This is a genomic window from Methylobacterium sp. WL1, assembly GCF_008000895.1.
In the GTDB taxonomy this organism is placed as follows: domain Bacteria; phylum Pseudomonadota; class Alphaproteobacteria; order Rhizobiales; family Beijerinckiaceae; genus Methylobacterium.
Map to the genome: position 1 here is coordinate 1,463,225 of NZ_CP042823.1, position 24,814 is coordinate 1,488,038.

8 protein-coding genes and 2 pseudogenes are annotated in these 24,814 nt (G+C 71.4%); 6 read left to right on the forward strand and 4 right to left on the reverse strand.

The window, feature by feature from the left end; translation table 11 throughout:
• Window positions 1-44 precede the first annotated feature (44 nt).
• The 5 genes and pseudogenes from treZ (at window position 45) to glgB (ending at window position 16,247) form a co-directional block, all read left to right on the forward strand.
• Window positions 45-1,850, forward strand: a complete 1,806-nt coding sequence (gene treZ / locus FVA80_RS07390; RefSeq protein WP_147910553.1) for a malto-oligosyltrehalose trehalohydrolase — start codon at window positions 45-47, stop codon at window positions 1,848-1,850.
• Window positions 1,847-6,764: pseudogene (locus tag FVA80_RS07395) on the forward strand (malto-oligosyltrehalose synthase). Before treZ ends, FVA80_RS07395 begins: the two are co-directional and overlap by 4 nt.
• Window positions 6,765-7,155: 391 nt before the next feature.
• Window positions 7,156-10,539 (forward strand): annotated as a pseudogene (locus FVA80_RS32130) (maltotransferase domain-containing protein).
• 147 nt (window positions 10,540-10,686) lie between these two features.
• Window positions 10,687-13,965, forward strand: coding sequence for a maltose alpha-D-glucosyltransferase (gene treS / locus FVA80_RS07405; RefSeq protein ID WP_147909461.1), 3,279 nt, complete (start codon window positions 10,687-10,689; stop codon window positions 13,963-13,965).
• Complete coding sequence (gene glgB / locus FVA80_RS07410) at window positions 13,962-16,247, forward strand: 1,4-alpha-glucan branching protein GlgB (protein WP_147909460.1); 2,286 nt, start codon at window positions 13,962-13,964, stop codon at window positions 16,245-16,247. The genes treS and glgB overlap by 4 nt, the downstream gene beginning before the upstream one ends.
• Before the next feature lie 252 nt (window positions 16,248-16,499).
• Here glgB and glgA read toward each other — a convergent pair whose 3' ends face one another.
• Window positions 16,500-18,041, reverse strand: coding sequence for a glycogen synthase GlgA (glgA, locus tag FVA80_RS07415; RefSeq protein WP_147909459.1), 1,542 nt, complete (start codon window positions 18,039-18,041; stop codon window positions 16,500-16,502).
• 213 nt (window positions 18,042-18,254) lie between these two features.
• Window positions 18,255-19,838, reverse strand: a complete 1,584-nt coding sequence (locus FVA80_RS07420) for an alpha-amylase family glycosyl hydrolase (RefSeq protein ID WP_147909458.1) — start codon at window positions 19,836-19,838, stop codon at window positions 18,255-18,257.
• Window positions 19,839-20,231: 393 nt separating this feature from the next.
• Between FVA80_RS07420 and FVA80_RS07425 the strand changes: the two genes are divergently transcribed.
• Entirely contained in the window at window positions 20,232-22,697 is a 2,466-nt protein-coding gene (locus tag FVA80_RS07425) for a glycogen/starch/alpha-glucan phosphorylase (protein WP_246692407.1), read from the forward strand.
• Between the two features lie 131 nt (window positions 22,698-22,828).
• Here the strand turns inward: FVA80_RS07425 and FVA80_RS07430 are convergent, their stop codons facing one another.
• Together FVA80_RS07430 and FVA80_RS07435 are read right to left on the reverse strand one after the other, a co-directional pair.
• Window positions 22,829-23,881: an SGNH/GDSL hydrolase family protein gene (locus FVA80_RS07430; protein WP_147909456.1), complete on the reverse strand. Its 1,053-nt coding sequence runs from the start codon at window positions 23,879-23,881 to the stop codon at window positions 22,829-22,831.
• 115 nt (window positions 23,882-23,996) lie between these two features.
• Entirely contained in the window at window positions 23,997-24,599 is a 603-nt protein-coding gene (locus FVA80_RS07435; RefSeq protein ID WP_246692305.1) for a hypothetical protein, read from the reverse strand.
• Window positions 24,600-24,814 lie beyond the last annotated feature (215 nt).

A 24,814-nucleotide genomic window follows, 5' to 3' on the forward strand; every position in this document is an offset into this window, starting at 1 on the left:
CTTGTCCCTCGGGACGCACGGCCAACGACGAGGACCGTGGCCCGATGCGGCGCGCCCACAGCATGGATTTCGGAGCCGAGATGGTGGGGGGCGGCGTGCGCTTCGCGCTCTGGGCCCCGACCGCCCAGAGCGTCGAACTCGTCGTCGACGGCGTCGCGCATCCGTTGCCGGAATCCGGCGGCGGCTGGCGGCGCACCGCCCTGCCCGGGGTAAAGCCCGGCGCCCGTTACGGATTCCGGGTCGACGGCGACCTCGTGGCGCCGGACCCGGCCTCGCGCTTCCAGCCGGACGACGTCTCGGGCCTCAGCGAGGTGATCGATCCGCGCGCCTTCGCGTGGACGGACGAGGCCTGGACCGGGCGTCCGTTCGAGGAGGCGGTGATCTACGAGTGCCATGTCGGCACCGCGACCCCGGAGGGCACCTATGCCGCCCTGCAGGCGCGCCTGCCCGATCTCAAGGCGCTCGGCGTCACCGCGATCGAGCTGCTGCCGCTCGCCGACTTCAAGGGCTCGCGCAACTGGGGCTACGACGGGGTCCTGCCCTACGCCCCCGACGGCGCCTATGGCCGCCCGGACGACCTCAAGCGCCTGATCGACGCCGCCCACGGGCTCGGGCTGATGGTCTACCTCGACGCGGTCTACAACCATTTCGGGCCGGCGGGGAATTACCTGCACGCCTACGCCAAGACCTTCTTCACCGAGCGCCACCAGACCCCGTGGGGCGCCGGCATCAACTTCGACGGCAAGGAGAGCGGCGCCACGGTGCGGCAGTTCTTCATCCAGAACACCCTGTACTGGCTGGAGGAATACCATTTCGACGGCCTGCGCTTCGACGCCGTCCACGCCATCCTCGACGATTCGCCGCGCCATTTTTTGGCCGAGCTCGGTGAGACGGTCCGCAAGACCTTCCCGGACCGCGACATCCACCTGATGCTCGAGAACGAGGCCAACCAGGCGCGCTGGCTCGAGCGCGACGGCGCCGGGCGGCCGAAGATGCACGACGCGCAATGGGCCGACGACCTGCACCATTGCTGGCACGTGCTGCTCACCGGTGAGGACGCCGGCTATTACCAGAGCTTTGCCGACAAACCCGTCGCGCGCCTGGCCCGCTGCCTGGCGGAGGGGTTTGCGTATCAGGGCGAGCCGTTCGCCACCCTCGACAACCATCCGCGCGGCGAGCCCTCGGCGCACCTGCCGCCGTCGGCCTTCGTGACCTTCCTGCAGAACCACGACCAGGTCGGGAACCGGGCGCTGGGCGAGCGGCTGTCGCATCTGGCCGATCCCGCGAAACTCGACCTCGCCCGGGCCGGGTTCCTGCTGGCGCCGCAGATCCCGATGCTCTGGATGGGCGAGGAATGGTCGGCCTCGACGCCGTTCCTGTTCTTCGTCGACTTCGCCCCGGACGAAGACCTGAACACGGCGGTGCGCGAGGGCCGCCGCCGGGAGTTCAAGAGCTTCGCCGCGTTCGCCGACGACACCTCGAAGATCCCGGATCCCACCGAGCACGAGACCTTCGCGGCCTCCAAGCTCGACTGGTCCGAGCGGGCGCGCTCGCCGCACCGGGAGGTGCTGGCCGAGACCACGCGCCTGCTGGGCCTGCGGCGGGAGGTCGTGGTGCCGCTGGCGAAATCCGGCTACCAGGGCGCCGCCGCCACCCTGCCGCGCGCCGACGTGGTCGACTGCACCTGGCGGTTCGGCGCCGGCACCCTGCGGTTCGTGGCCAATGTCGGCGCAGAGGCCTTCGCGGTGGATCCGGGCGGCGCCCGGGTGGTCTGGACCAACGCCCCCGACAAGACCGGACGGGACCTGCCCGCCTGGACCGGCCTGTTCCTGACGGAGCCCCGCTCGTGAGCCCCCTCGAAAAACTCGCCGACCTCGTCGGCGTCGCCTCCGGATACACCGACGCCTTCGGCAAGCCGGTGGAGACCTCCCTGGAGGTCCGGCGCGGCCTGCTGGCGGCGCTCGGCTTCGCGGTCGAGGACGAGGCCGGCATCGGCGAGAGCCTGGCCCAGGTCGAGGCCCTGCGCGGCGGCCTGGTCCCGCCGCTCCTGCCCGTGGAGGCGCGCCGCGCCGCCCGGGTGCCGGTCCGCGTCGCCGACGGATCCCCGCATACGCTGGTCTGGCGCTTGGTGGACGAGCGCGGCGCCGCCCGCGAGGGCCGGGCCAACCTGCAGGGGGCGGAGCCGGGCCAGGGTGCGGGCTTCGAGCTGCCGCCGCTGACCCCGGGCTACCACCGGCTCACCGTCCAGGCCGGCCGGATCCGGGCCGAATCCTGGGTGATCGCCGCGCCCCAACGCTGCTGGCGCCCGCGGCCCTACACGGAGGAGGGCGCCTCCGACTGGGGCATGGCCGCCCAGCTCTACGGCCTGCGCTCGGCCACCAACATCGGGATCGGCACCTACGCGGATGCCGGCGAGGCCGCCCGCGAGGCGGCGTTGCGCGGGGCGGCGTTCTTGGGGCTCAGCCCGGTCCACGCCCTGTTCGGCTCCGACCGGACCAAGATCTCGCCCTACTCGCCGTCCTCGCGGCTGTTCCTCGAGACGCTGTTCATCGCGCCGCGCAGCCTGCCGGGGCTCGCCGGCTCCCGGGCCGAGGCGCTGCTCGCCGAGCGCGCCGACGCGATCACGGCCCTGCGCGAGGCCGCGCTCGTCGATCACCAGGGCGTGGCCGACGTGCTCGACCCGGTGCTGCGCGCCCTCTGGCTCGAATCCCCGGCCCGGGCCGGCACCGACGCGGACTTCGAGCGCTTCCGCCAGGAGGGCGGCGTCGACCTCGCCGCCCACGCGGTGTTCGAGGCCCTGTCCGAGCATTTCCGGCAGCAGGGCGCCCATTGGCTGGGCGACTGGCCGGAGGAGTACCGCCGCGCCGGCACCGAGGCGGTGGTGGCCTTCGCGGCCGAGAAGGCCGAGGCGGTGGGCTACCACGCGTGGCTGCAATACCTCGCCGACCGCCAGCTCGCCGCGGCCTCCGCGACGGCGCTCACGGCCGGCATGCGGGTCGGGCTCTACCGCGACCTCGCGGTGGGCGCCGACCGGGGCGGCTCCGAGATCTGGTCCCATCCCGAGCGCTTCGCCGACCGGGTTTCGATCGGCGCGCCCCCGGACCTGCTCGCCCCCAAGGGCCAGAACTGGGGCCTGCCCGCCTTCGACCCGCTGGAGATGGAGCGGGACGGCCTCGCGGCGTTCCGGGCCCTGGTCCAGGCCAACATGCGCCATGCCGGCGCGATCCGGATCGACCACGCCTTCCAGCTCGCAAGGCTGTTCCTGATCCCGCTCGGGGCCGGCGCCCATGCCGGCGCCTACGTGGCGATGCCGTTCGAGCCGATGCTGGCGGTGCTGCGGCTGGAGAGCCACCGCAACAAGTGCCTGGTCATCGCCGAGGATCTCGGCACCGCGCCCGAGGGTTTTTCCGACGCCCTGATGCGGGCCGGCGTGCTCAGCTACCGGATCCTGGCCTTCGAGCGGGAAGGGGACGGCCGGTTCAAGGCCCCGTCCGCCTACCCGCGCGACGCGCTCACCGCCATCACCACCCACGACCTGCCGACCTTCGTCGGCTGGTGGCGCGGGGTCGACACCGACACCCGCCAGTCGCTGGGCCTGTACGATCAGGATCGCGCCGAGGCCGAGCGCGGCGAGCGGGTGGTCGAGCGCCGCCGCCTCACCGAGGCGCTGGCCGGGGAGCAGCTCCTGCCGACGGCCGATCCCCCGAGGCCGCGCCGTTCGAGGCCGCCGCCCGCTACCTCGCCCGCGCCCCCTCGATGCTGACCGCCGTGCAGTACGAGGACGTGGTCTCGGAACTGGCCCAGGCCAACGTGCCGGGCTCCACCGAGGGCTATCCGAACTGGCGGCGCAAGCTCGACCGGGACCTCGTGGACATCGCCGCCCCCGGGGGACCGCTCGCCAAGCTGGCGGCCTCGCTCTCGGCCGAGTCCCGGGGCCCGCGCTCGGGCTCCGCCCGGCTGGCCGTGCCGCCGCCGCAATCGACCTACCGGCTGCAGTTCCACAAGGACTTCACCTTCGCGGACGCGGAGCGGATCGTCCCGTATCTCAAGAAGCTCGGGATCAGCCACGTCTACGCCTCGCCGCTCCAGAAGGCGCGGCCGGGCTCGACCCACGGCTACGACATCGTCGATCACGGCGCGATCAACCCGGAGCTCGGCGGCGAGGCGGATTTCGTCCGGCTCTCCGAGACCCTGCACGGGCACGGGCTGAAGCTGCTGCTGGACATCGTCCCGAACCACATGGGCGTCGGCGGCTCCGACAACCCGTGGTGGCTCTCGGTGCTCGAATGGGGCTCCCTGTCGCCCTTCGCGGACGCGTTCGACATCGACTGGCAGCGCCTCGGCGCCGGCCGCAACCTGGTGATCCCGTTCCTGGGCGAGCGCTACGGCGAGGCCCTGGAGCAGGGCACGCTGGAGCTGAAGTTCGATCCCGAGGCCGGCGCCTTCAGCGTCTGGCACTACGAGCACCAGCTGCCGATCCGCCCCTTGAGCTATCCGACCATCCTCAACCGGGTGATCGCCGCCATCGGCGCGGTGGACGACGACACCACCGCGGAGCTGCTCGCCATCTCCGAGCGCCTGCGCGCCATGGCGATCGACGCCGACGAGACCCGCCGGACGGGCTTCCCGGAGGAGGCCGAGGGGCTCAAGCGCCGGCTCGCCGAGATCTACGGCGTCTCGCCCCTGATCCAGGAGGCCACCGCCAGCACCCTGGCGCTGCTCAACGGCTTCAAGGGCCGCCCGGACAGCTTCGGGCCGCTGCACCGGCTCCTGGAGGCCCAGGCCTACCGGCTGGCCCATTGGCGGGTGGCCTCGAGCGACATCAACTACCGGCGGTTCTTCGACGTGAACTCGCTGGCGGGCCTGCGGGTGGAGTTGTCCGACATCTTCCACCGCTCGCACGAGACCGTGTTCCGGCACATCCGCGAGGGCCGGATCGACGGGTTGCGCATCGACCACATCGACGGGCTCGCCGACCCGCTGGGCTACGCCCGCGCGCTCCAGGCCGCCGTCGGCCCGGGCTTCTACGTGGTGGTGGAGAAGATCCTGGAGCCCGGCGAGCGGCTGCGGCCCTGGCCGGTGGCCGGGACCACGGGCTACGACGTGCTCAACCAGCTCGACGGCATCCTGGTGGACAAGGAGCGGCAGGGGAAGGTCCGGCGCCTGTACGAATGGGCTTCGGGCTTCGACGAGCCCTACGGGTTCCAGCTCCGGGCCGCCAAGGCCGAGATCCTGGAGATCAGCTTCGCCAGCGAGCTGGAAGTGCTGACCTCCGATCTCAAGGAGGTGGCCGATGCCGACCGGCGCACCCGCGACTTCACCGTCAACGCCCTGCGCCGGGCGCTGATCGAGATCATCGCCCGCTTCCCGACCTATCGCAGCTACCTGCCGCCGGAGCTGGAGGAGGGCGAGGTCGAGCCCGAGGACGTGCGGCTGATCGAGGGCGCGGTCGCCAAGGCCAAGCGCTGGTCGAGCCTGCCGGACCGCTCGGTGCACGATTTCGCCGCCGACGTGCTGCTCGGGCGGATCGAGACCACGGGGCCGGGCCGCCCGGACCCGCGGGTGGCGCTGCGCTTCCGCCGGCGGTTCCAGCAGCTCACCGGCCCGGTCATGGCCAAGAGCCTGGAGGACACGCTGTTCTACCGGTACGCCTGCCTGCTCGGCCTCAACGAGGTCGGCGGCGATCCGGGCGAGTACGGCATCGACGCCGAGCATTTTCACGACCTCCAGATCGCCCGCGCCCGCGACTGGCCGAACGCCATGATCACCACGGCGACCCACGACACCAAGCGCGGCGAGGATGCCCGGACCCGGATGCTCGCGCTCTCCGAGATCCCGGAGGGCTGGGCCGGCGCCTGGGACCTGTGGCAGCGCACCGCCGGGCCGCACCTCGCCCGGATCGACGGCGAGCCGGCCCCGGATGCCAACGACCAGTGGATGTTCTTCCAGGCGATCCTCGGCGCCTGGCCGCTGGAACTCCTGGAGCGGGACGAGACGGCGGCGATCGAAGACTTCCGCGACCGGCTGATCGCCTACGGCGAGAAGGCCATGCGGGAGGGCAAGCGCCGGTCGAGCTGGGTCAACGTCGACGAGGTCTACGAGGGCGCGGTCAAGAAGCTGTTCTCGGCGCTGATCGCCCCGGGCTCGGACTTCCTGCGAGAGCTGCGCCCCTTCGCCCGGCGGCTCGCCCATCTCGGCATGCTGGCCGGCCTCGGCCGGACGGTCCTGAAATGCACCCTGCCGGGGCTGCCCGACACCTACCAGGGCACGGAGGTCTGGGACTTTTCGTTCGTCGATCCCGACAACCGCCGCCCGGTGGATTACCCGGCCCTCGAGCGCATGCTCGAGCAGGGCGGCGCACCGGCCGACCTGCTGCCGCACTGGCCGGACGGGCGGGTCAAGCAGGCGACCCTGGCGCGCCTGCTCGCCGAGCGGGCCGAGCGGCCGGCCTTCTACGCCAGCGCGGCCTACGAGCCGGTCGAGGCCAGGGGCGACCGGGCGGCCCACGTGATCGCCTACCGGCGGACCGACCCGGGCGAGGAGGGCGGCGACCTGTTCGTGGCGGTGCCGCGCCTGTTCGCCGGCATCGTCGGCGAGGCGGTCTGGTCGGGCGAGGCGTTCGCCGGCACCCGGGTCGATCTCGGGGCGGGCACGATCTGGCGCGACCTCGTCTCGGGGCGGATCGTGGAGACCGGATGGAGGGGGCCGATCTCGGCCAGCTCCTGCGCGACCTGCCCTACGCGGTCCTGCGGCGGGAGCCGTGAGGGACGCGGCCGGATCGGCGGATCTCCCCCCCCCTCTGCGGGGGCGGGTGGGCCGGTCGTCAGGCCGGGTCGGGAGAGGGGAGCCCGGGTTCAGGACATGACGCGACCGGCAGGACGGGCAAAGCTTGTTTCTGCACCGTCGCTCCCCTCTTGCGGGACTTCGCCCCGGCCCGCTCCCCTTCGGGGGCCACCCTCCCCCGCAAAGGGGGGAGGGAGGATGCGCAGGTCCGCCGCTGCTACGAAGAACACGATCGGCAGGCCCCTCGCGGACCTGTCATGCGAATCTGCTGAGAGACGGGTCGCGCGGACCTGACCATTCGCGCCGTCCCGGGCAAGGCACGCCCGCGCGGTTCGGGCGTTACGAGACATGGACCAGGAGCCAGAGACCAGCATGAACGCACCGACCAAAGCCGCCGCCGCGACGACCGGGGCCGAGGCCGTCCTGCCCGCATCCCCGGCGCCTCGCGCCGCGGGGCCGCGGATCTACAACCTGTTCCCGCTGCTGGTCGGGCGCGTCTCCGACTGGGCGGCCGAGCTGCCCCGGATCGCGGCGCTCGGCTTCGACTGGATCTACCTCAACCCGTTCCACCAGACCGGCGGCTCGAGGAGCCTCTACGCGGTGGCCGATCCCGAGCGGCTCGACGAGCGGTTCCGTGACCAGGACGGCACGCCCGATGACGCGCAGATCGGCCGGTTCTGCGCCGCCGCGCAGGCCGCGGGCCTGTCGGTGATGACCGACCTCGTGATCAACCACACCGCCGACAACGCCCGGCTGGCCGTGGAGCGGCCCGACCTGTTCATGAAGGAGCCCGACGGCTCGATCATGCATCCGGGCGCCGTCGACCCGGACGATCCCACGATCCGCACGGTCTGGGGCGATCTCGCCGAACTCGACTATCACACGCCCGCCGCCCGGGACGAGCTGACCCGGATCTGGGGCGCCTACGTGGCCCGGCTCCAGGCGCTCGGCGTCGCGGGCTTCCGGTGCGATGCCGCCTACAAGGTCCCGCCCGAGACCTGGCGCGTCCTGATCGGGGAGGCCAAGGGCCGCGACCCCGCCTGCCTGTTCGCCGCCGAGACCCTGGGCTGCACCTTCGAGGAGGCGCGCGCCACGGCCGGCGCCGGCTTCGACTACCTGTTCAACTCCTTCGCCTGGTGGGACCTCCAGAAGCCCTGGGCGCTGGAGCAGTACGAGCGCCTGCGGGTGCTGGCGCCCTCGATCGCCTTTCCGGAAAACCACGACATGAAGCGGCTGGCCGCCGAGGCCGGCGGCGGCCCCGGAGGCGGTGGCGCGGCACCTGCGCACCCGCTACGCGCTGGCCGCCTTCTTCTCGGCCGGCGTGCTGATGCCGATCGGCTACGAGTGGGGCTACCGCCGGGCGCTGCACGTGGTCGAGACCACCCCGCGCGACCGCGAGACCGACACCGGCCTCGACATCTCCGCCTCGATCCGGGCGATCAACGCCCTGCGGGCTGAACTGCCGGCCGCCAACGTCGAGGGCGCGCAGATGCGCATCTCGGCCCCCGACAGCGACCTCGTGGCGCTCGCCCGCTTCGACACCGGCCATCCGGCCTCGGCGCAGAACGCCGTGATCGTGCTCTACAACCCGTCGGACAGGCCGGTGCCGGTGGATGCCGGCACCCTCATCGCCCGCACCGGCGGGATGCTCGGCGCCTTCGTCGACCGGACCCCCGAGGCCGAGCCGATCGCGTTCCATCCCGGCAGCGCCATCGACCTGCTCCCGGGCGAGTTGCGCATCCTCAGCGCCGGGCCCGCCCAGGTCGCCCAGCTGCCCGAGCGCGACACGCCGACCGGCGAGGGCCGGGTGGTGATCGAGGCGGTGAGCCCGGAGCTCGACGGCGGCCGTTCGGCGGTGAAGCGCGTCGTCGGCGAATCCCTGCGGGTCGAGGCCGACATCTTCACCGACGGCCACGAGATCCTCGACGCCGCGATCCTGTCGCGGGTCGCCGGCACCGAGGCGTGGCGCGAGGACCCGATGGTCTTCGTCGACAACGACCGCTGGGCCGGGCAATTCCCCCTGGAGCGCAACGCCCGCTACGAATTCACCCTGATCGCGTGGCGCGACCCGTTCTCGTCCTGGGTGCGCGACACCCTGAAGAAGCGCGCCGCCGGCGTCGATGTCCGCCTGGAGACGATCGAGGGCGTGACCCTGGTCGAGCGCCGCCTCCCTGGCCCGCGGCCGGCGCTGGCGCGACGCGGGAGCGGCTCGCCGCCCTGGTCGCGGCGCTCGCCGCCGAGGAGACCGGCTCGGCCGCCCAGCTCGAGCGGATCCTGCAACCCGAGGCCGCGAGCCTGGTCCGCCGGAACGCCGAGCGGGTGAATCTCAGCCGCTATCCGGTGGTCCTGCCGGTGATCGCCGACCGGCTCGCGGCCCGGTTCTCCGCCTGGTACGAGATCTTTCCGCGCTCGCAATCGATGGACGTGAACCGCCACGGCACCTTCGACGACGTGATCCGGCGGCTGCCCGAGATCCGCGAGCTGGGCTTCGACGTGCTCTACTTCACGCCGATCCACCCGGTGGGCCGGACCAACCGCAAGGGCAAGAACAACACCCTCAAGGCCCTGCCGGGCGATGTCGGCTCGGTCTACGCGGTGGGCGCGGAGGAGGGCGGCCACGAGGCCGTGCACCCCGACCTCGGCACGCTGGAGGATTTCGAGCGGCTGGTGGCGGAAAGCCACGCCTTCGGCATGGAGATCGCCCTCGACTTCGCGATCCAGTGCTCGCCCGACCATCCCTGGATCAAGGACCATCCCGAATGGTTCGAGTGGCGCCCCGACGGGACGCTGAAATTCGCCGAGAACCCGCCCAAGAAGTACGAGGACATCTCGAACGTCCACTTCTACGGGGGCGCCCTGCCCTCGCTGTGGATCGAGCTGCGCGACATCCTGCTCGGGTGGTGCGCCCGGGGCGTGCGCATCTTCCGGGTCGACAACCCGCACACCAAGCCGATCCCGTTCTGGGAATGGGTGATCGCCGAGGTCAACGGCCGCTATCCCGACGCTCTGTTCCTGGCCGAGGCCTTCACCCGGCCGAAGATGATGAAGAAGCTCGCCAAGGCGGGCTACCAGCAGAGCTACACCTACTTCACGTGGCGCAACACGAAGCAGGAGCTCACCGCATACGCCCTGGAGCTGGCCGGCGAGATGGGCGAGTACTACCGCCCGAACTTCTTCGCCAACACGCCTGACATCAACCCGCACTACCTCCAGACCAGCGGCCGGGCGGGCTTCGTGATCCGGGGGACGCTGGCCGCCACCCTGTCGTCGGTCTACGGCATCTACAACGGCTTCGAGCTGTGCGAGGCCGCGCCCTACCCGGGCAAGGAAGAATACCTGAACTCGGAGAAGTACGAGCTGAAGGCCTGGGACTACGACCGGCCCGGCAACATCCGCGAGCACATCGTCACGCTGAACAAGATCCGGCGCGAGAACCCCGCCCTCTGGGATTTCCGCAACGTGGTCTTCACCGGCGCCTCCAACGACCAGATCATCGCCTACGCCAAGGCGACGCCGGAGCGTGACAATTGCGTGTTCACGATGGTCAACCTCGATCCCAAGAACCGCCAGGAATGCACCTACGAGGTGCCGCTCTGGCTGTTCGGCCTGCCGGATGACGGCGCCGTGGAGGTTGAGGACCTGATCCAGGGCTACAGGTTCGAGTTGCGGGGCAAGACCCACCGCATCGCGCTCGATCCGGCCGAGCGATCCTGCGTCATCTGGCGTCTCCGGGCGCCGCGGCGGGTTGCGGGCTGAGGCCACCCGTGGCACCTCACCCTCACGTCTGACACCGGCGACGGGCCTGCCCGCCGCCGACCATTGCGCCGCGCGGCCGACCGCCCGCGCCCCGGCCGGTCCCGACCGCCGGTCCCCTTGACCTTCGACCGATGAGGCAGCGACGCGATGATCGATCGCAGCGACCCGCAATGGTACCGTGACGCCATCATCTACCAGATCCACGTCAAGTCGTTCTTCGACTCGAACGACGACGGGATCGGTGATTTCGAGGGGCTGACCCGGCGGCTCGACTATGTCCGTGACCTCGGGGTCACGGCGATCTGGCTGATGCCGTTCTATCCCTCGCCGCTGCGCGACGACGGCTACGACATCGCCGATTACAAGGGCATCAACCCGTCCTACGGGACCATGGAGGACTTCAGGGCCTTCGTGGCGGCAGCGCACGAGCGCGGCCTGCGGGTGATCACCGAGCTCGTGATCAACCACACCAGCGACCAGCACCCCTGGTTCCAGGCGGCCCGCGAGGCGCCCCCCGGCTCGCCCGAGCGCGACTTCTACGTCTGGTCGGACACCGACGCGCCGTACAAGGACACGCGGATCATCTTCCTCGACACCGAGTCCTCGAACTGGACCTGGGACCCGGTCGCCAAGCAGTATTTCTGGCACCGGTTCTACAGCCACCAGCCGGACCTGAACTTCGACAACCCGAAGGTGCTGGAAGCCGTCATCGCGACGATGCGCTACTGGCTCGACATGGGCGTCGACGGCCTGCGGCTGGACGCGATCCCCTACCTGATCGAGCGCGACGGCACGAACTGCGAAAACCTGTCCGAAACGCACGACGTCATCAAGGCGATCCGGGCCGCCCTCGATGTCAGCTATCCCGACCGGATGCTGCTGGCCGAGGCCAACCAGTGGCCCGAGGAGACCGCCCAGTATTTCGGCGACGGCGACGAATGCCACATGGCGTTCCACTTCCCGCTGATGCCGCGGATGTACATGGCGATCGCCCGGGAGGACCGGCATCCGATCACCGACATCATGCGCCAGACCCCGGAGATCCCCGAGGGGTGCCAGTGGGCGATCTTCCTGCGGAATCACGACGAGCTGACGCTCGAGATGGTGACCGCCGAGGAGCGTGACTACCTCTGGTCGTTCTACGCCGCCGAGCGGCGCGCCCGGATCAACCTCGGCATCCGCCGCCGCCTCGCGCCGCTGCTGGAGAACGACCGGCGCAAGATCGAACTGATGAAGTCCCTCGTCCTGTCGATGCCCGGCACGCCGGTGCTCTACTACGGCGACGAGATCGGCATGGGCGACAACATCTATCTGGGCGACCGCGACGGCGTCCGCACGCCGATGCAATGGTCCCCGGACCGCAACGGCGGCTTCTCCAAGGCGAACCCGCAGCGGCTGTTCCTGCCGGCGATCCAGGACCCGATCTACGGCTTCGACGCGATCAACGTCGAGGCGCAGACCCAGTCGCAGACCAGCCTGCTGAACTGGACCCGGCGGATGATCGCCATCCGCAACAACAGCGTCGCGCTGGGCCGCGGCACGATCCAGTTCCTCTATCCCTCGAACCGCAAGGTCCTGGCCTGGATCCGCGAGCACGAGGACGAGCGGATCCTGTGCGTCGCCAACCTGTCGCGGGCCCCGCAGGCGGTGCAGCTCGACCTGTCGGAGCTGCGTACCGCGGTGCCGATCGAGCTCACCGGCGGCACCGAGTTCCCGCCGATCGGAGACCTGCCCTACCTGCTGACCCTGCCGTCCTACGGCTTCTACTGGTTCTCGTTGAGCGCCGCCCGCTCGGGCGCGATCGGCCCGCAGCAGGAGCCCCCGGAGCTGTTCACCCTGGTGCTCACCGGCGGCATCGAGAGCCTGATGTCCGGCCGTGAGCGCGTCGCCTTCGAGCGCACCGTGGTGCCGCCGTTCCTGCTGAGCCGGCGCTGGTTCGGCGCCAAGGGCTCGCGGATCCGGTCCGTGAAGGTGGTCGACTTCGCCGCCCTCAAGGACGTGGACGGCAGCGCCCGGTTCCTGCTGCCGCGGCTGCAGGTGCAGCTCGCCAACGGCGAGAGCCACGAATACTTCATGCCGGTCGGCGTGGAGGAGGGCCGCGAGGACGAGACGCTGCTGCCCTTCGCGGTGGCGCGGGTGCGCCGCGGGCCGCGGACCGGGCTGCTCTACGGGGCGGCCGGCTCCAACGACTTCGCGGCCTGCCTGATCGACGACATGCGCCAGGGCACCGAGATCCCGACCGAGAGCGGGCGGCTGGTCTTTTCCACCACGTCGGCCTTCGATCCGGACGTCACCGTGGACGTGGCCGACATCCGCCGGCTGTCGGCGGAGCAGAGCAACACCTCGATCGCCATCGGCTCGAAGATGATGCTCAAGCTGCTGCGCCGCCTGCAGCCGGGGATGCATCCCGAGATCGAGGTCGGGCGCTTCCTCACCGAGCAGGCGGGCTTCTCCAACACGCCCGCGCTGCTCGGCACGCTCGAGCACGTGGCCGAGGACGGCACCCGGACGGCGCTGGCGGTCCTGCAGAAGTTCGTCATGAACCAGGGCGACGCCTGGACGCTGATGCTGGAGGGCCTGCGCCGGGACTTCGAGACCGTCGTGCTCACCCCCGAGAGCGAGGCCGCCAGCCCCGAGGAGGCGTTCCAGGCCCACCGGCCCTGGGCCGACCTGCTCGGCCGGCGCACCGCCGAGATGCACGCCGCCTTCGCGATCGAGACCGACGACCCGGCCTTCGCGGCCGAGCCGTTCGCCGAGGACGACCTGGCGGTGCTCGTCCGGGACGCGCGCCACCAGGCCGATCGGGCCTTCCGGGCGCTCAAGGGCCTGGTCGAGCGCGGCCTCGATGCCGGCAAGCCCGCCTGCGCGGAGCTGGGTCAGCGGCGGGCCGAGGTCGAGGCGCTGATCGAGGCGCTGTCCACCGAGGCGCCGCGCGGGGCCCACAAGATCCGCATCCACGGCGACTATCACCTGGGTCAGGTGCTGGTTTCCGAGAGCGACCTGATCATCGTCGACTTCGAGGGCGAGCCCTCCCGCCCGGCCGACGAGCGGCGGGCGAAGTCGATGCCGCTGCGCGACGTCGCCGGCCTGATGCGCTCCTTCGCGTACGGGGCCGAGACCGTGATCCGCGAGATCACCGTCCGGTTCGGCGATTCCGAGGAGCGGGCGCGGGACGCGGCCAAGGCGTGGCGCGGCATGATCGAGGCGGCCTTCCTGGCCGGCTACGACGCGGCCGCGGCGGGGACGCGGGCGGCCGTGACCGACCCGGCCACCCGGACGCGGCTGCTGCGCCTCTGCCTGCTGACCAAGGCCCTCTACGAAGTCGATTACGAGGCCAACAACCGGCCGGACTGGATCGAAATCCCCGCCCGAGGGGTTCTCACCATTCTGGACACGGACGGCCGCGAGCCCGGAGAAACTGAATGACGGCGATCGACGAGACCTTCGCACCGCGGAACGACCCGGAAGCGGCGGGCGCGCGGAACGCGGATGTCCCGAACTCCGGAGCCGCCTCGGCGCCGGCGGGCTCCCATCCGGACGCGATCGCCGCGCTGATGTCCGCCAACCACGGCGACCCGTTCTCGGTGCTCGGCCCCCACCGGGTCGGCCCGAACGCCTGGGAGGTCCGCGCCGTCCTGCCCGAGGCGCGCTCCGCCGCCCTGGTGACGAGCGCGCACACCGTGCCGTTCGAGAAGCGGCACCCGGACGGGTTCTACGTCGCCCGGATCGAGGGCGAGGGCCGGCCGCTCTACGAGATCGAGGTCGAGTTCTGGGACGGGACCAAGCGGCGCCGCTTCGACCCCTACGGCTTCGGCTCCTCGATCGAGCCCTACGACGTCGCGACCCTGCGGGAGGTCGGCACCAACCTGGTCTACCGGATGCTCGGCGCCCAGTCGGGGCAGCTCGACGGCATCGACGGCTTCCGCTTCGCCGTGTGGGCGCCCAACGCCCGCAAGGTCAGCGTCGTCGGCGACTTCAACGAGTGGGACGGGCGGCGCCACCCGATGCGCCTGTGGCAGGAAGGCGGGATCTGGGAGGTGTTCGTGCCCGGCCTCAAGGCCGGTGAGCGCTACAAGTTCGAGATCCGCGGCCCCGACGGCGCCCTGATCCCGCTCAAGGCCGACCCGGTCGCCTTCGCGGCACAGCACCCGCCGGAGACGGCCTCGGTCACCCACGGGACGGGGGAGTTCGACTGGCGCGATGCCGGCTGGATGACGACCCGCGGCGCCAAGGATCCGCGCCACACCGCGATCTCGATCTACGAGGTCCATCTCGGCTCCTGGGCGCGGGTGCCCGAGGAGGGCAACCGCTACCTCACCTACAAGGAGCTGGGCGAACGGCTGATCCCCTACGTCAAGGATATGGGCTTCACCCATATCGAGATGCTGCCGATCACCGAGTTCCCGTTCGACGGTTCCTGGGGCTACCAGCCGGTCTCGCTGTTCGCCCCGACCAGCCGCTTCGGCACGCCCGAGGATTTCGCGGCCTTCGTGGACACCGCCCACGAGGCCGGCATCGGCGTGATGCTCGACTGGGTGCCCGGCCACTTCCCGCTGGACGCGCACGGGCTCGGCTTGTTCGACGGCACGCACCTCTACGAGCACGCCGACCCGCGCCAGGGTTTCCACCAGGATTGGGGCACCTACATCTACAATTTCGGCCGGACCGAGGTCGCGACCTTCCTGGCCGCCAACGCCCGGTTCTGGCTGGAGCACTACCACCTCGACGGCCTGCGGGTGGATGCCGTGGCCTCGATGCTCTACCTCGACTATTCGCGCCGGCAGGGCGAGTGGATCCCGAACCGCTACGGCGGCAACGAGAACCTCGACGCCATCGACTTCCTGCGCAAGACCAACGAGGCGACCTACAGCCACGCCCCCGGCACCATCACGGTGGCGGAGGAATCGACCTCCTGGCCGGGGGTCTCGCACCCGACCTACACGGGCGGCCTCGGCTTCGGCTTCAAGTGGAACATGGGCTGGATGCACGACACGTTGAAATACGTGTCGGAGGATCCGATCCACCGCCGCTACCACCACCACAACCTGACCTTCGGGCTGCTCTACGCCTTCTCGGAGAACTTCATCCTGCCGCTCTCCCACGACGAGGTCGTGCACGGGAAGGGCTCGCTGCTCGGCAAGATGCCGGGCGACCGCTGGCAGAAATTCGCGAACCTGCGCGCCTATTTCGGCTTCATGTGGGGGCATCCCGGCAAGAAGCTGCTGTTCATGGGCGGCGAGTTCGGCCAGGAGCGGGAGTGGAACCACGACATCAGCTTGGACTGGCACCTGCTCGACGATCCCCTGCACAAGGGCGTCAAGGACGTGGTGCGGGACCTCAACCGGCTCTACGTCTCGACCCCGGCCCTCCACACCCGGGACGTCGAGGCGACCGGGTTCCAGTGGCTGGTGGCCGACGACCAGGACAACAGCGTCATCGCCTGGGCCCGCAAGGGCGCCAAGCCGGGCGAGGTCGCGATCGTGGTGTCGAACTTCACTCCGATTCCCCGGGAGGGCTACCGGGTCGGCGTGCCGGAGGCGGGTTTTTACCGCGAGGCGTTCAACTCGGACGCGGGGGTCTACGGCGGCTCGAACCTCGGCAACAACGGCGGCCGCCACACCGACGCGGAGGCGGCCCACGGCCAGGCGCAGTTCCTGTCGCTGACCCTGCCGCCGCTGGCGACGATGATTTTTTTGCTGGAGCGGTGACGTAAATCCCTCCCCCCTCTGCGGGGGAGGGTGGCCCCTGCGTCAGCAGGGGTCGGGAAAGGGGAGCGCCGTTTCCGGAAAGCGCGCGACAGGCGTGAGATCCTGAACCGTCGCGCTGCCCCTCTCCCGACCCGGCCTGACGGCCGGCCCACCCTCCCCCGCGAAGGGGGGAGGGAGGACGCGTGTCAGATCCGGACTGGATGATATCCTGCCGCGCCGCGAACAGATTCAGAGCCTGCCGAAGCGCCAGCCCTACGCGGCGCGCCAGCGCAGCGCCGGGCTGTTGCCCATGGCGCGGGCGTAGAGGCCGGCGTAGCTGTCGGCGGCCTGGTCCCAGCCGAACCGGGCGGCCATGGCGCGCCGGCGCATGGCGTTGAGGCGCTTCTTCTGGCCGAACGCCTCGAACGCCCGGCGGACCGCCGACCCGAACGCCGGGGCCGAGGCCTCCGCGAAGGTGAAGCCGGTCACCCCGTCCTCCACCGTGTCGGCGAGGCCCCCGGTGCGGTGCACGATCGGCAGCGAGCCGAAGCGCTGGGCGTACATTTGGGCCAGCCCGCACGGCTCGAACCGCGAGGGCATCAGCAGGAAGTCGCTGCCGGCGAACATCCGCCGTGCCTGGGCCTCCTCGAAGCCGACATGCACGCCGACCGCGTCCGGGTGGCGCTTCGACAGGCCGCGCAGGGCCTGCTCGAACCGGCCCTCGCCCTGGCCGATCACCACGAGCTGTCCGCCCTCGGCCACGATCGCCTCCGCCGCCTGCAGGCTCAAGTCGATGCCCTTCTGGTGCACCAGGCGCGACACGATGGCGAAGAGTGGCCCGCGGGAGACCGCGAGGCCGAATTGCTGGCGCACCGCCTCGGCGTTGGCGCGCTTGCCCTTCCAGTCGTCGACCTCGAACCGGGTGGCGAGGTGCGGGTCGGTGCTCGGATCCCAGGTCTCGTCGATGCCGTTGAGGATCCCGGCCAGCCGCCCCTGCCCGGCGCGGGTGCGCAGCAGCCCGTCGAGCCCGCAGCCCATCTCGGGCGTCTGGATCTCCCGAGCGTAGGTCTCGCTCACCGTGGTGACCTGCGAGGCGTAGAAGATGCCGGCCTTGAGGAACGACAGCTGGCCGTAGAACTCCGCGCCGTCGACCTGGAACGCCGAATCCGGCACGCCGAGGCGGCCCAGGCTGTCGCGGGGGAACAGCCCCTGATAGGCGAGGTTGTGGATCGTCAGCACGCTCGGGATGCGCCGGCCGCGCCAGGCCAGGTAGGCCGGGGCGAGGGCCGCCTGCCAGTCGTTGAGGTGCAGCAGGTCGGCGGCCCAGTCCGAATCGGCGCCGGCGGCGATCTCCGCGGCCGCGAGGCTCAGGCGGGCGAAGCGCAGGTCGTTGTCGCCGAAATCGCCGTTCGCGTCGCCGTAGGGCGTGCCGTCGCGCTCGTACAGGTCGGGGGCCAGCAGGACGTAGATGCGCAGGCCGTCGGCGGCCTCGACCAGGCCGAGGTCGCAGGGGGGTACGCCCGCGAAGCCCTCGAGCCGGGCGACCACCGGGATGTCGGGGAACGCGGCCCGGACCTGGCGGTAGCCGGGGATCAGGACGCGGATGTCGTAATGCGGCACCAGGGCCCGGGGCAGGGCGGCCGAGACCTCGCCGAGGCCGCCGGTCTTCACGAAGTCGGCCATCTCCGGGGTGGCGTACAGGATGCGGCGGCGCAGCGAGGCCGGCCAGGCCGGGTTGGTGAACTGCGCTGCGGCACCGCCGCCTTCGCCGAAGGCTTCATCCGCGCAGAAACCGCCGCGACGCGCGTCGTGCATGGGCATCGCTCCGGGCCGGGCAGGGTGCCCCGGCCTGGCAGAGGATCGGGCAGACGCGGCTGTCACGGCCTCAACCATGTCCAATGCTCCTCCGTCGCACCCGTTCCGCTGCGACGCACAATTTAGGCCGGTGTCAGCCTTAAGCTTCGGTTACAGATTTCGCCATGGCGCGATGTCCGTGCTGCACTGCGACAAGAGATGGCAGGGGCGGGCTCAGGTGCGGCGCAGGATCACCCCCTCGGCAGGCCCGAGCGCCAGGGGCGCGCCGACGCTCGCCCCCGCCCGGCCGGGAAGCGTCGAGAGCAGCACCGTCCAGTCGCCCTCGGGCAGGGACAGGCTGTGCGGATCGCCGCCGAAGTTCAGGATCACGCGCAGGCACGTGCCGTCGGCGCAGCGCTCGTAGGCGAACACGGCCTCGGCCTCGACCGGCAGGCCCCGGTAGTCGCCCACGCAGAGCGCCGGGTGGTCGCGCCGCAGCGCCAGGAGCCGCCGGTGCAGGGTCAGCATCGAGCCGGGATCCGAGCGCTGGGCCTCGACGTTGCGGGTGGCCCAATCCTCCGAGAGCGGCAGCCACGGCTCCCCGGCCGAGAAGCCGGCCTGCGGGGCCTCGTCCCATTGCATCGGGGTCCGCTCCGGGTCGCGGCCGTGGCCGGGCTCGTTGCGCTCCCAGGGGTCCCGGGCGCGCCCCGGCGGGATCGCGACGCGGCCGAGCCCGATCTCGTCGCCGTAATAGAGGGTCGGGGTGCCGCGCAACGTCAGCAGCAGCATCGCGGCGATGCGAGCCTGGGCCTCGCCCACCCGGGCGGCGATCCGCGGCTGGTCGTGGTTGCCCAGCACCCAGTTCGGCCAGCCGCCCTCGGGCAGAGCCGCCTCGTACTGGGCCACGAGGTCGGCGACCGCGTCGGCCCGCCACGGGGTCTGGATCAGCTGGAAGTTGAAGGGCAGGTCGGCGCCGGTGAGGTCGGGGCCGTAATAGGCCACCAGCCGCTCGATCGGCAGGTAGATCTCGCCGATCAGCACCCGCTCGCCGTACCGGCGCAGCACCGCCCGCATCCCGGCGATGACGTCGAACACCTCCGGGCGGTCGGCGGAATAGACCTGGGTGAAGCGGTTGATCTCGGGCGTGCCCGGCGCGTAGTCGGGATTGGCCGGGTTGTCGCGGAATCCGGCGTCCTTCATCAGGTGCCAGATCACGTCGACCCGGAACCCGTCGACCCCGCGGTCCAGCCAGAACCGGAGCGCGTCGTGCATCGCCGCCCGGACGGCGGGGTTGCGCCAGTTCAGGTCCGGCTGCTCGGCCAGGAAGGCGTGGTAGTAGTACTGGCCGGTGGCCGCATCCAGCGTCCAGGCCGGGCCTCCGAAATTCGACACCCAGTTGTTCGGCGGACCGCCCCCCGGGGCCGGGTCGCGCCAGATGTACCAGTCCCGCTGCGGGCTGGAGCGCGACGACCGGCTCTCCGCGAACCACGGATGCGCGATCGACGAGTGGTTGGGCACGAAGTCCAGGATCACCTTCAGCTTGCGCCGATGGGCCTCGGCGATGAGCGCGTCGAAATCGGCCAGCGTGCCGAACAACGGGTCGATGCCGCAGTAATCGGCGACGTCGTAGCCGAAATCCGCCATGGGCGAGGGGTAGACCGGCGAGATCCACACCGCGTCCACCCCGAGCCAGGCGAGGTAGTCGAGCCGCGCCGTGATCCCCGCCAGGTCGCCGACCCCGTCGCCGTTCGTATCCTGGAACGAGCGCGGATAGACCTGGTAGACGGTCCCGCGCTTCCACCAGACGGTCTCGGTCATGCTGCGCCTCGCGAATCCCCGGCCCAGGGTTAACCGCTGAGCCGCGCGCTGGCGACGGCTCAGATGCGCGCGTCGCGGGTTGGCGGTGCCGGCCGTTGTGTCTAGAATGTCACGTAGTCGCGCCATATCTCCGGCCGCGCCGTCGCGTGCCCCGTTCGGGGCGGCACCGCCACGACTTCGCCTGGAAGCCGGTCGCACAGTCGCGGCTTCGGGGCACGGATCGCCCGCCCGTTCACGCGGCGGCAATCCATCAAAAGAGATAATCCGCCCACGATAGCCCTGGCGCTAGAATCCGGGGCGCTGACTTTGGGGGACCAGCACGTGCTGAACGACGTTCTCACTCCGCCCGCCCAGCGGGACGCCCTGCGCGACGACGCCGCGGCCGAGCTGCCGGTGGCCGCCTGGACCGCGCCGCTCCTGTCGCAGACCGGTGACGCCGTGGTCGACCTGCGGGAATCGATCCGCGCCAAGCTGACCTTCGCGCTCGGCCGGACCCCCGAATCCGCCCGCCCGCGCGACTGGTTCGTGGCCACCGCGATGGCCCTGCGCGAGCGCGTCGTGGCGGCCTGCATGGCCTCCGAGAAGGCCGTGCCGAACAAGCGGGTCTACTATCTCTCGCTCGAATTCCTGATCGGCCGGCTGATGTCGGACGCCATGAACAACCTCGGCCTCACCGACACGACCCGGGCGGCGCTGCGGGAACTCGGGGTCGATCTCGACGCCGTGCAGGATGCGGAGCCCGACGCGGCGCTCGGCAATGGCGGCCTCGGGCGGCTGGCCGCCTGCTTCATGGACAGCATGGCCAGCATCGGCATCCCGGCGATCGGCTACGGCATCCGGTACGATCACGGCCTGTTCCGCCAGTCCTTCGAGGACGGCTGGCAGCGCGAGGCGCCGGAGACCTGGCTGGCCGAGGGCAATCCCTGGGAGTTCGTCCGGCCCGACGCGACCTACACGATCGGCTTCGGCGGCACCGTCACGCTGTCCTCGCCCGGCGAGGGCGTGATCCGCCGCCACTGGCAGCCGGCCGAGACCGTGCGGGCGGTCGCCCACGACATCCCGGTGGTCGGCTGGCGCGGGCGCCACGTCAACCGGCTGCGCCTGTGGAAGGCGGAGGCCGGCGAGCCGGTCGACCTCGGCCGCTTCAACGATGGCGACCATGTCGGCGCCGTCGCGGCCCGCATGCGGGCGGAGGCGATCTCCCGGGTGCTCTATCCGAGCGATTCCTCGGCCGACGGGCAGGAACTGCGCCTGCGCCAGGAATACTTCTTCACCTCGGCCTCGCTCCAGGATCTCATCGCCCGCCACGTCATGGAGCGCGGCGACGTGCGGTCCCTGTCGGACCACGCCGCGATCCAGCTCAACGACACCCACCCGGCCATCGCGGTGCCGGAGCTGATGCGCATCCTGATGGAGGACCACGACCTCTCCTGGGAGGATGCGTGGCACGTCACCACCCACACGCTGAACTACACCAACCACACCCTGCTGCCCGAGGCGCTGGAGACCTGGCCGGTGGAGCTGATGGAGCGGCTGCTGCCGCGCCACATGCAGATCATCTACCTGATCAACTGGATGCATCTCGAAGAGCAGGCCAAGCACGGCCGCCAGGACGCCGCCCACCAGGACGCCGCCTACCTGGCCTCGATCTCGCTGATCGACGAGGCGCATGGCCGGCGGGTCCGGATGGGGCACCTCGCCTTCCACGGCGCCCGGCGGGTCAACGGCGTCTCGGCGCTGCACACCGACCTGATGCGGTCCACGGTGTTCGCGCCGCTCCACGCGCTGGATCCGGACAAGATCGTCAACAAGACCAACGGCATCACCTTCCGGCGCTGGCTCCACAACGCCAATCCGGGCCTCACCCGGCTCGCCGTGGAGACGGTGGGCGCGGGCGTCCTCGACGATCCCGAGCTGCTCCGGGGCCTGGAGGCCCATGCCGAGGATCCGGCCTTCGTGGCGCGCTACGCCGCCGTGCGCCGGCAGCGCAAGGTGGCGCTGGCCAAGGTCGTGGCCGAGCGCACCGGCATCGACATCGATCCGGACGCGCTGTTCGACATCCAGGTCAAGCGCATCCACGAGTACAAGCGCCAGCTCCTCAACGTCGTCGAGACGGTGGCGCTCTACCAGGCGATCAAGGCCGACCCGCACCGGGACTGGACGCCCCGGGTGAAGATCTTCGCCGGCAAGGCCGCGCCGAGCTACGTCCGGGCCAAGCTGATCATCAAGCTCGCCTGCGACGTGGCCAAGGCGGTGAACGACGATCCGGAGGTCGCGGGCCGGCTGAAGGTGGTGTTCCTGCCGAACTACTCGGTGAGCCTCGCCGAGACGATCATCCCGGGCGCCGACCTGTCGGAGCAGATCTCCACCGCCGGCATGGAGGCCTCGGGCACCGGCAACATGAAGTTCGCCCTCAACGGCGCGCTCACGGTGGGCACGCTGGACGGCGCCAACATCGAGATCCGCGACCATGTCGGGGCGGACAACATCTTCATCTTCGGCCTCGACGCCGCCGGGGTGCAGGCGCGCGAGGCCGAGCCGGGCTACGCCGCGACGGCGATCCAGGCCTCGCCCCGGCTGGCGGCGGCGCTGGACATGATCGCCTCCGGGCGGTTCTCGCCGGAGGAGCCGGGCCGGTTCCGGCCGCTCACCGACGACCTGCGCCAGCGCGACCAGTACCTGCTCACCGCCGACTTCGACGATTACTGGCGGGTGCAGCGCTCCATCGACGCCGCCTGGCGCGACCCGCGCGGCTGGTGGGCCAAGGCGATCCGCAACACCGCCCGGATGGCGTGGTTCTCCTCGGACCGCTCGATGCGTGAATACGCGGACGAGATCTGGCGCGTCCGCCTGGGCTGAAGGACGTCCCGGTTTCGAAAGGAAGTCCTGGTTTCGAAAGGAAGTCCTGGTTTCGAAAGGTCTCGGACCTTTCGCGGGTCCAGGGCGGCGCCCTGGTGTCGGGCTCCGCCCCGACACCCCGCCCAAGGGCCTCAGGCCCTTGGGAAACCCCTGAGCCGGCGCAGGTTGCGTAGAAGCCGGTGACGGATCAGCGCCACGCGCTCGGCGAGGCCGAGCCGGCGCCGGACGAAGACGTGCGACACCCGGCCGAGACGCGGCCCCCGGTCCGGCTCGCCCTTGCGCAGGGCGATGTCGGGCAGCGCGGCCCCCTGCGTGATCCTCAGGGTCCGGACGGCCGGGAACACGAAGCTCCGGAACATGGAGCGCGTGTAATAGGAGAATTCGTCGTAGGCGGTGATCGCGCGTGACCGCCCGGTCGCCGGATCCTGGACCGTCAGCGTGCCGGCCCGCGGGCCGTAGGTCACCAGGGCGCCGATCACGCGACGCGGCCGCCCGAGCGGGATCTCGACGCTCGCGCCCTCGGGAATCTCCAGGAAGTGCAGCGGGATGCCGTTGCGGCGCAGTTCGAACCCGCATTCCAGGCCGGGGAGGGTGCGCAGCGGCAGGGATTCGAACCGGACCGGCAATCGCCGGAGCCGGTCGACATAGGCGCGGCCGGGGGGCGGCGCCCGCATGAAGGCGTAGACCAGGATGCCGTAGAGTTCGGCCCCGGCCGGGGCGAGATGGGTCCCGTCCTTCAGCAGGTAGGTGATGTCGCCCGCCCCCGCGGCGGCCACCGGGGCGGCGATGTCGAGGTAGACGATGCCGTAGAGAGCGCGGTACTCCGCGAGCAGGGCGGCGACGGGCTCGGCCGCGTAATCGACCCCGCCCTGGTGGAGGTTGAGGAAGGCCACCGGCAGGCCCCGCCGGGCGGTCGCCGCCAGGATGTCGTCCAGGTAGGCCCGCATTGTCGCGCCGTCGAAGTAGCGGACGTTGCCGGTGAACAGCTCCAGCAGGACGTGGTCGCAGGGACAGGCGTCGAGGATCTCGTCGATCAGGGCGGCGATCGAGGGCAGCGAGTGGCCGCCCCAGCCGCTGCGCAGGAAGGTGACCGGCCGCCCCTCGGCCGCGGCCAGGGCGTTGGCGTGCTCGACATAGCCCGCCAGCTCCGTGACGCTGTAGCCGAGGCAGAGCACGCGGAGCATCGACGCAGACCGACTCACGGGAAGGGACGAAATCCCAAAGGGCGCCCGGCCCTTTGGCGGGGTATCGGGGCGGAGCCCTGATGGTCCGGGCGCGGTCCGCGGACGGGCGCCGTGGTCAGTCGAGCACGATCGGGTAGCAGCGCGCGCCCACCGCGGCGGCGAGCACCTGCACGGCGCCGACGGTGGCGATGTCGCCGGCCACGTGGACGACGTCGGTGGCGCGCAGGCTCGGCAGGTGGGCGGTGAGCGGGCGGAGCGCACGTCCGGCGGCCGCTGGCCGCCGCGGTCGGCGCAGAGCACGATCCGGCCGACGCCGGTGCAGCGCAGCCAGTCCAGGCTCTCGCGCATGTAGAGGTCGAGGGCGTCCGGGCGCCGACCGCCAGCGCCATCTCGCGGGCGGGCTCGACGTAGCGGGCCGCCGGGCGATCGCCCAGATCGGGCCGAAGCCGGCTCCCGCCGCCACCAGCACGAGGCGCCCGCCGCCGGGCCGGTACTGGCCGCGGCCGACGGGGCCCTTCAGGCGCACGGGCTGGTCGAGCCGGATCGCGTCGACCGGGCCGCCCTCGGGGTCGCGGGGGATGTGGAACACCGCCTCGTTGATCTCGGCCGAGCCGTCGATCCGCAGGGTCGGGGACAGGGTCAGGGCAGGCAGGCCCGCGAAGGTGACGAGCGCCTGGTGGCCGGGCTCGAGGTTCGGGCGCCGGGTCAGGGTCGCCACGACCTCGACGATGCCGGGGCAGAGCCGCCGGATCTGCGAGACGGTGCCCTTGCGGATGGCGACGGCCGGGGGCGGGGCCTCCTCCTGGCCCAGGATCGGGGCGCCGGGGCAGGCTCGGCCGCAGGGCCTCGGCCCGGGCCCGGCGGGCCGGGGCCGACGGCTCGACGGCGCGGCGCTGCCCTGGCCGGCGACCTGGCTGGCGAGCTGCGCCTGCG

Coding starts and splice junctions, on each gene's coding strand:
- treZ (WP_147910553.1), top strand. CDS start 45: ATGCGGCGCGCCCACAGCATGGATTTCGGAGCCGAGATGGTGGGGGGC.
- treS (WP_147909461.1), top strand. CDS start 10,687: ATGATCGATCGCAGCGACCCGCAATGGTACCGTGACGCCATCATCTAC.
- glgB (WP_147909460.1), top strand. CDS start 13,962: ATGACGGCGATCGACGAGACCTTCGCACCGCGGAACGACCCGGAAGCG.
- glgA (WP_147909459.1), bottom strand. CDS start 18,041: ATGCACGACGCGCGTCGCGGCGGTTTCTGCGCGGATGAAGCCTTCGGC.
- FVA80_RS07420 (WP_147909458.1), bottom strand. CDS start 19,838: ATGACCGAGACCGTCTGGTGGAAGCGCGGGACCGTCTACCAGGTCTAT.
- FVA80_RS07430 (WP_147909456.1), bottom strand. CDS start 23,881: ATGCTCCGCGTGCTCTGCCTCGGCTACAGCGTCACGGAGCTGGCGGGC.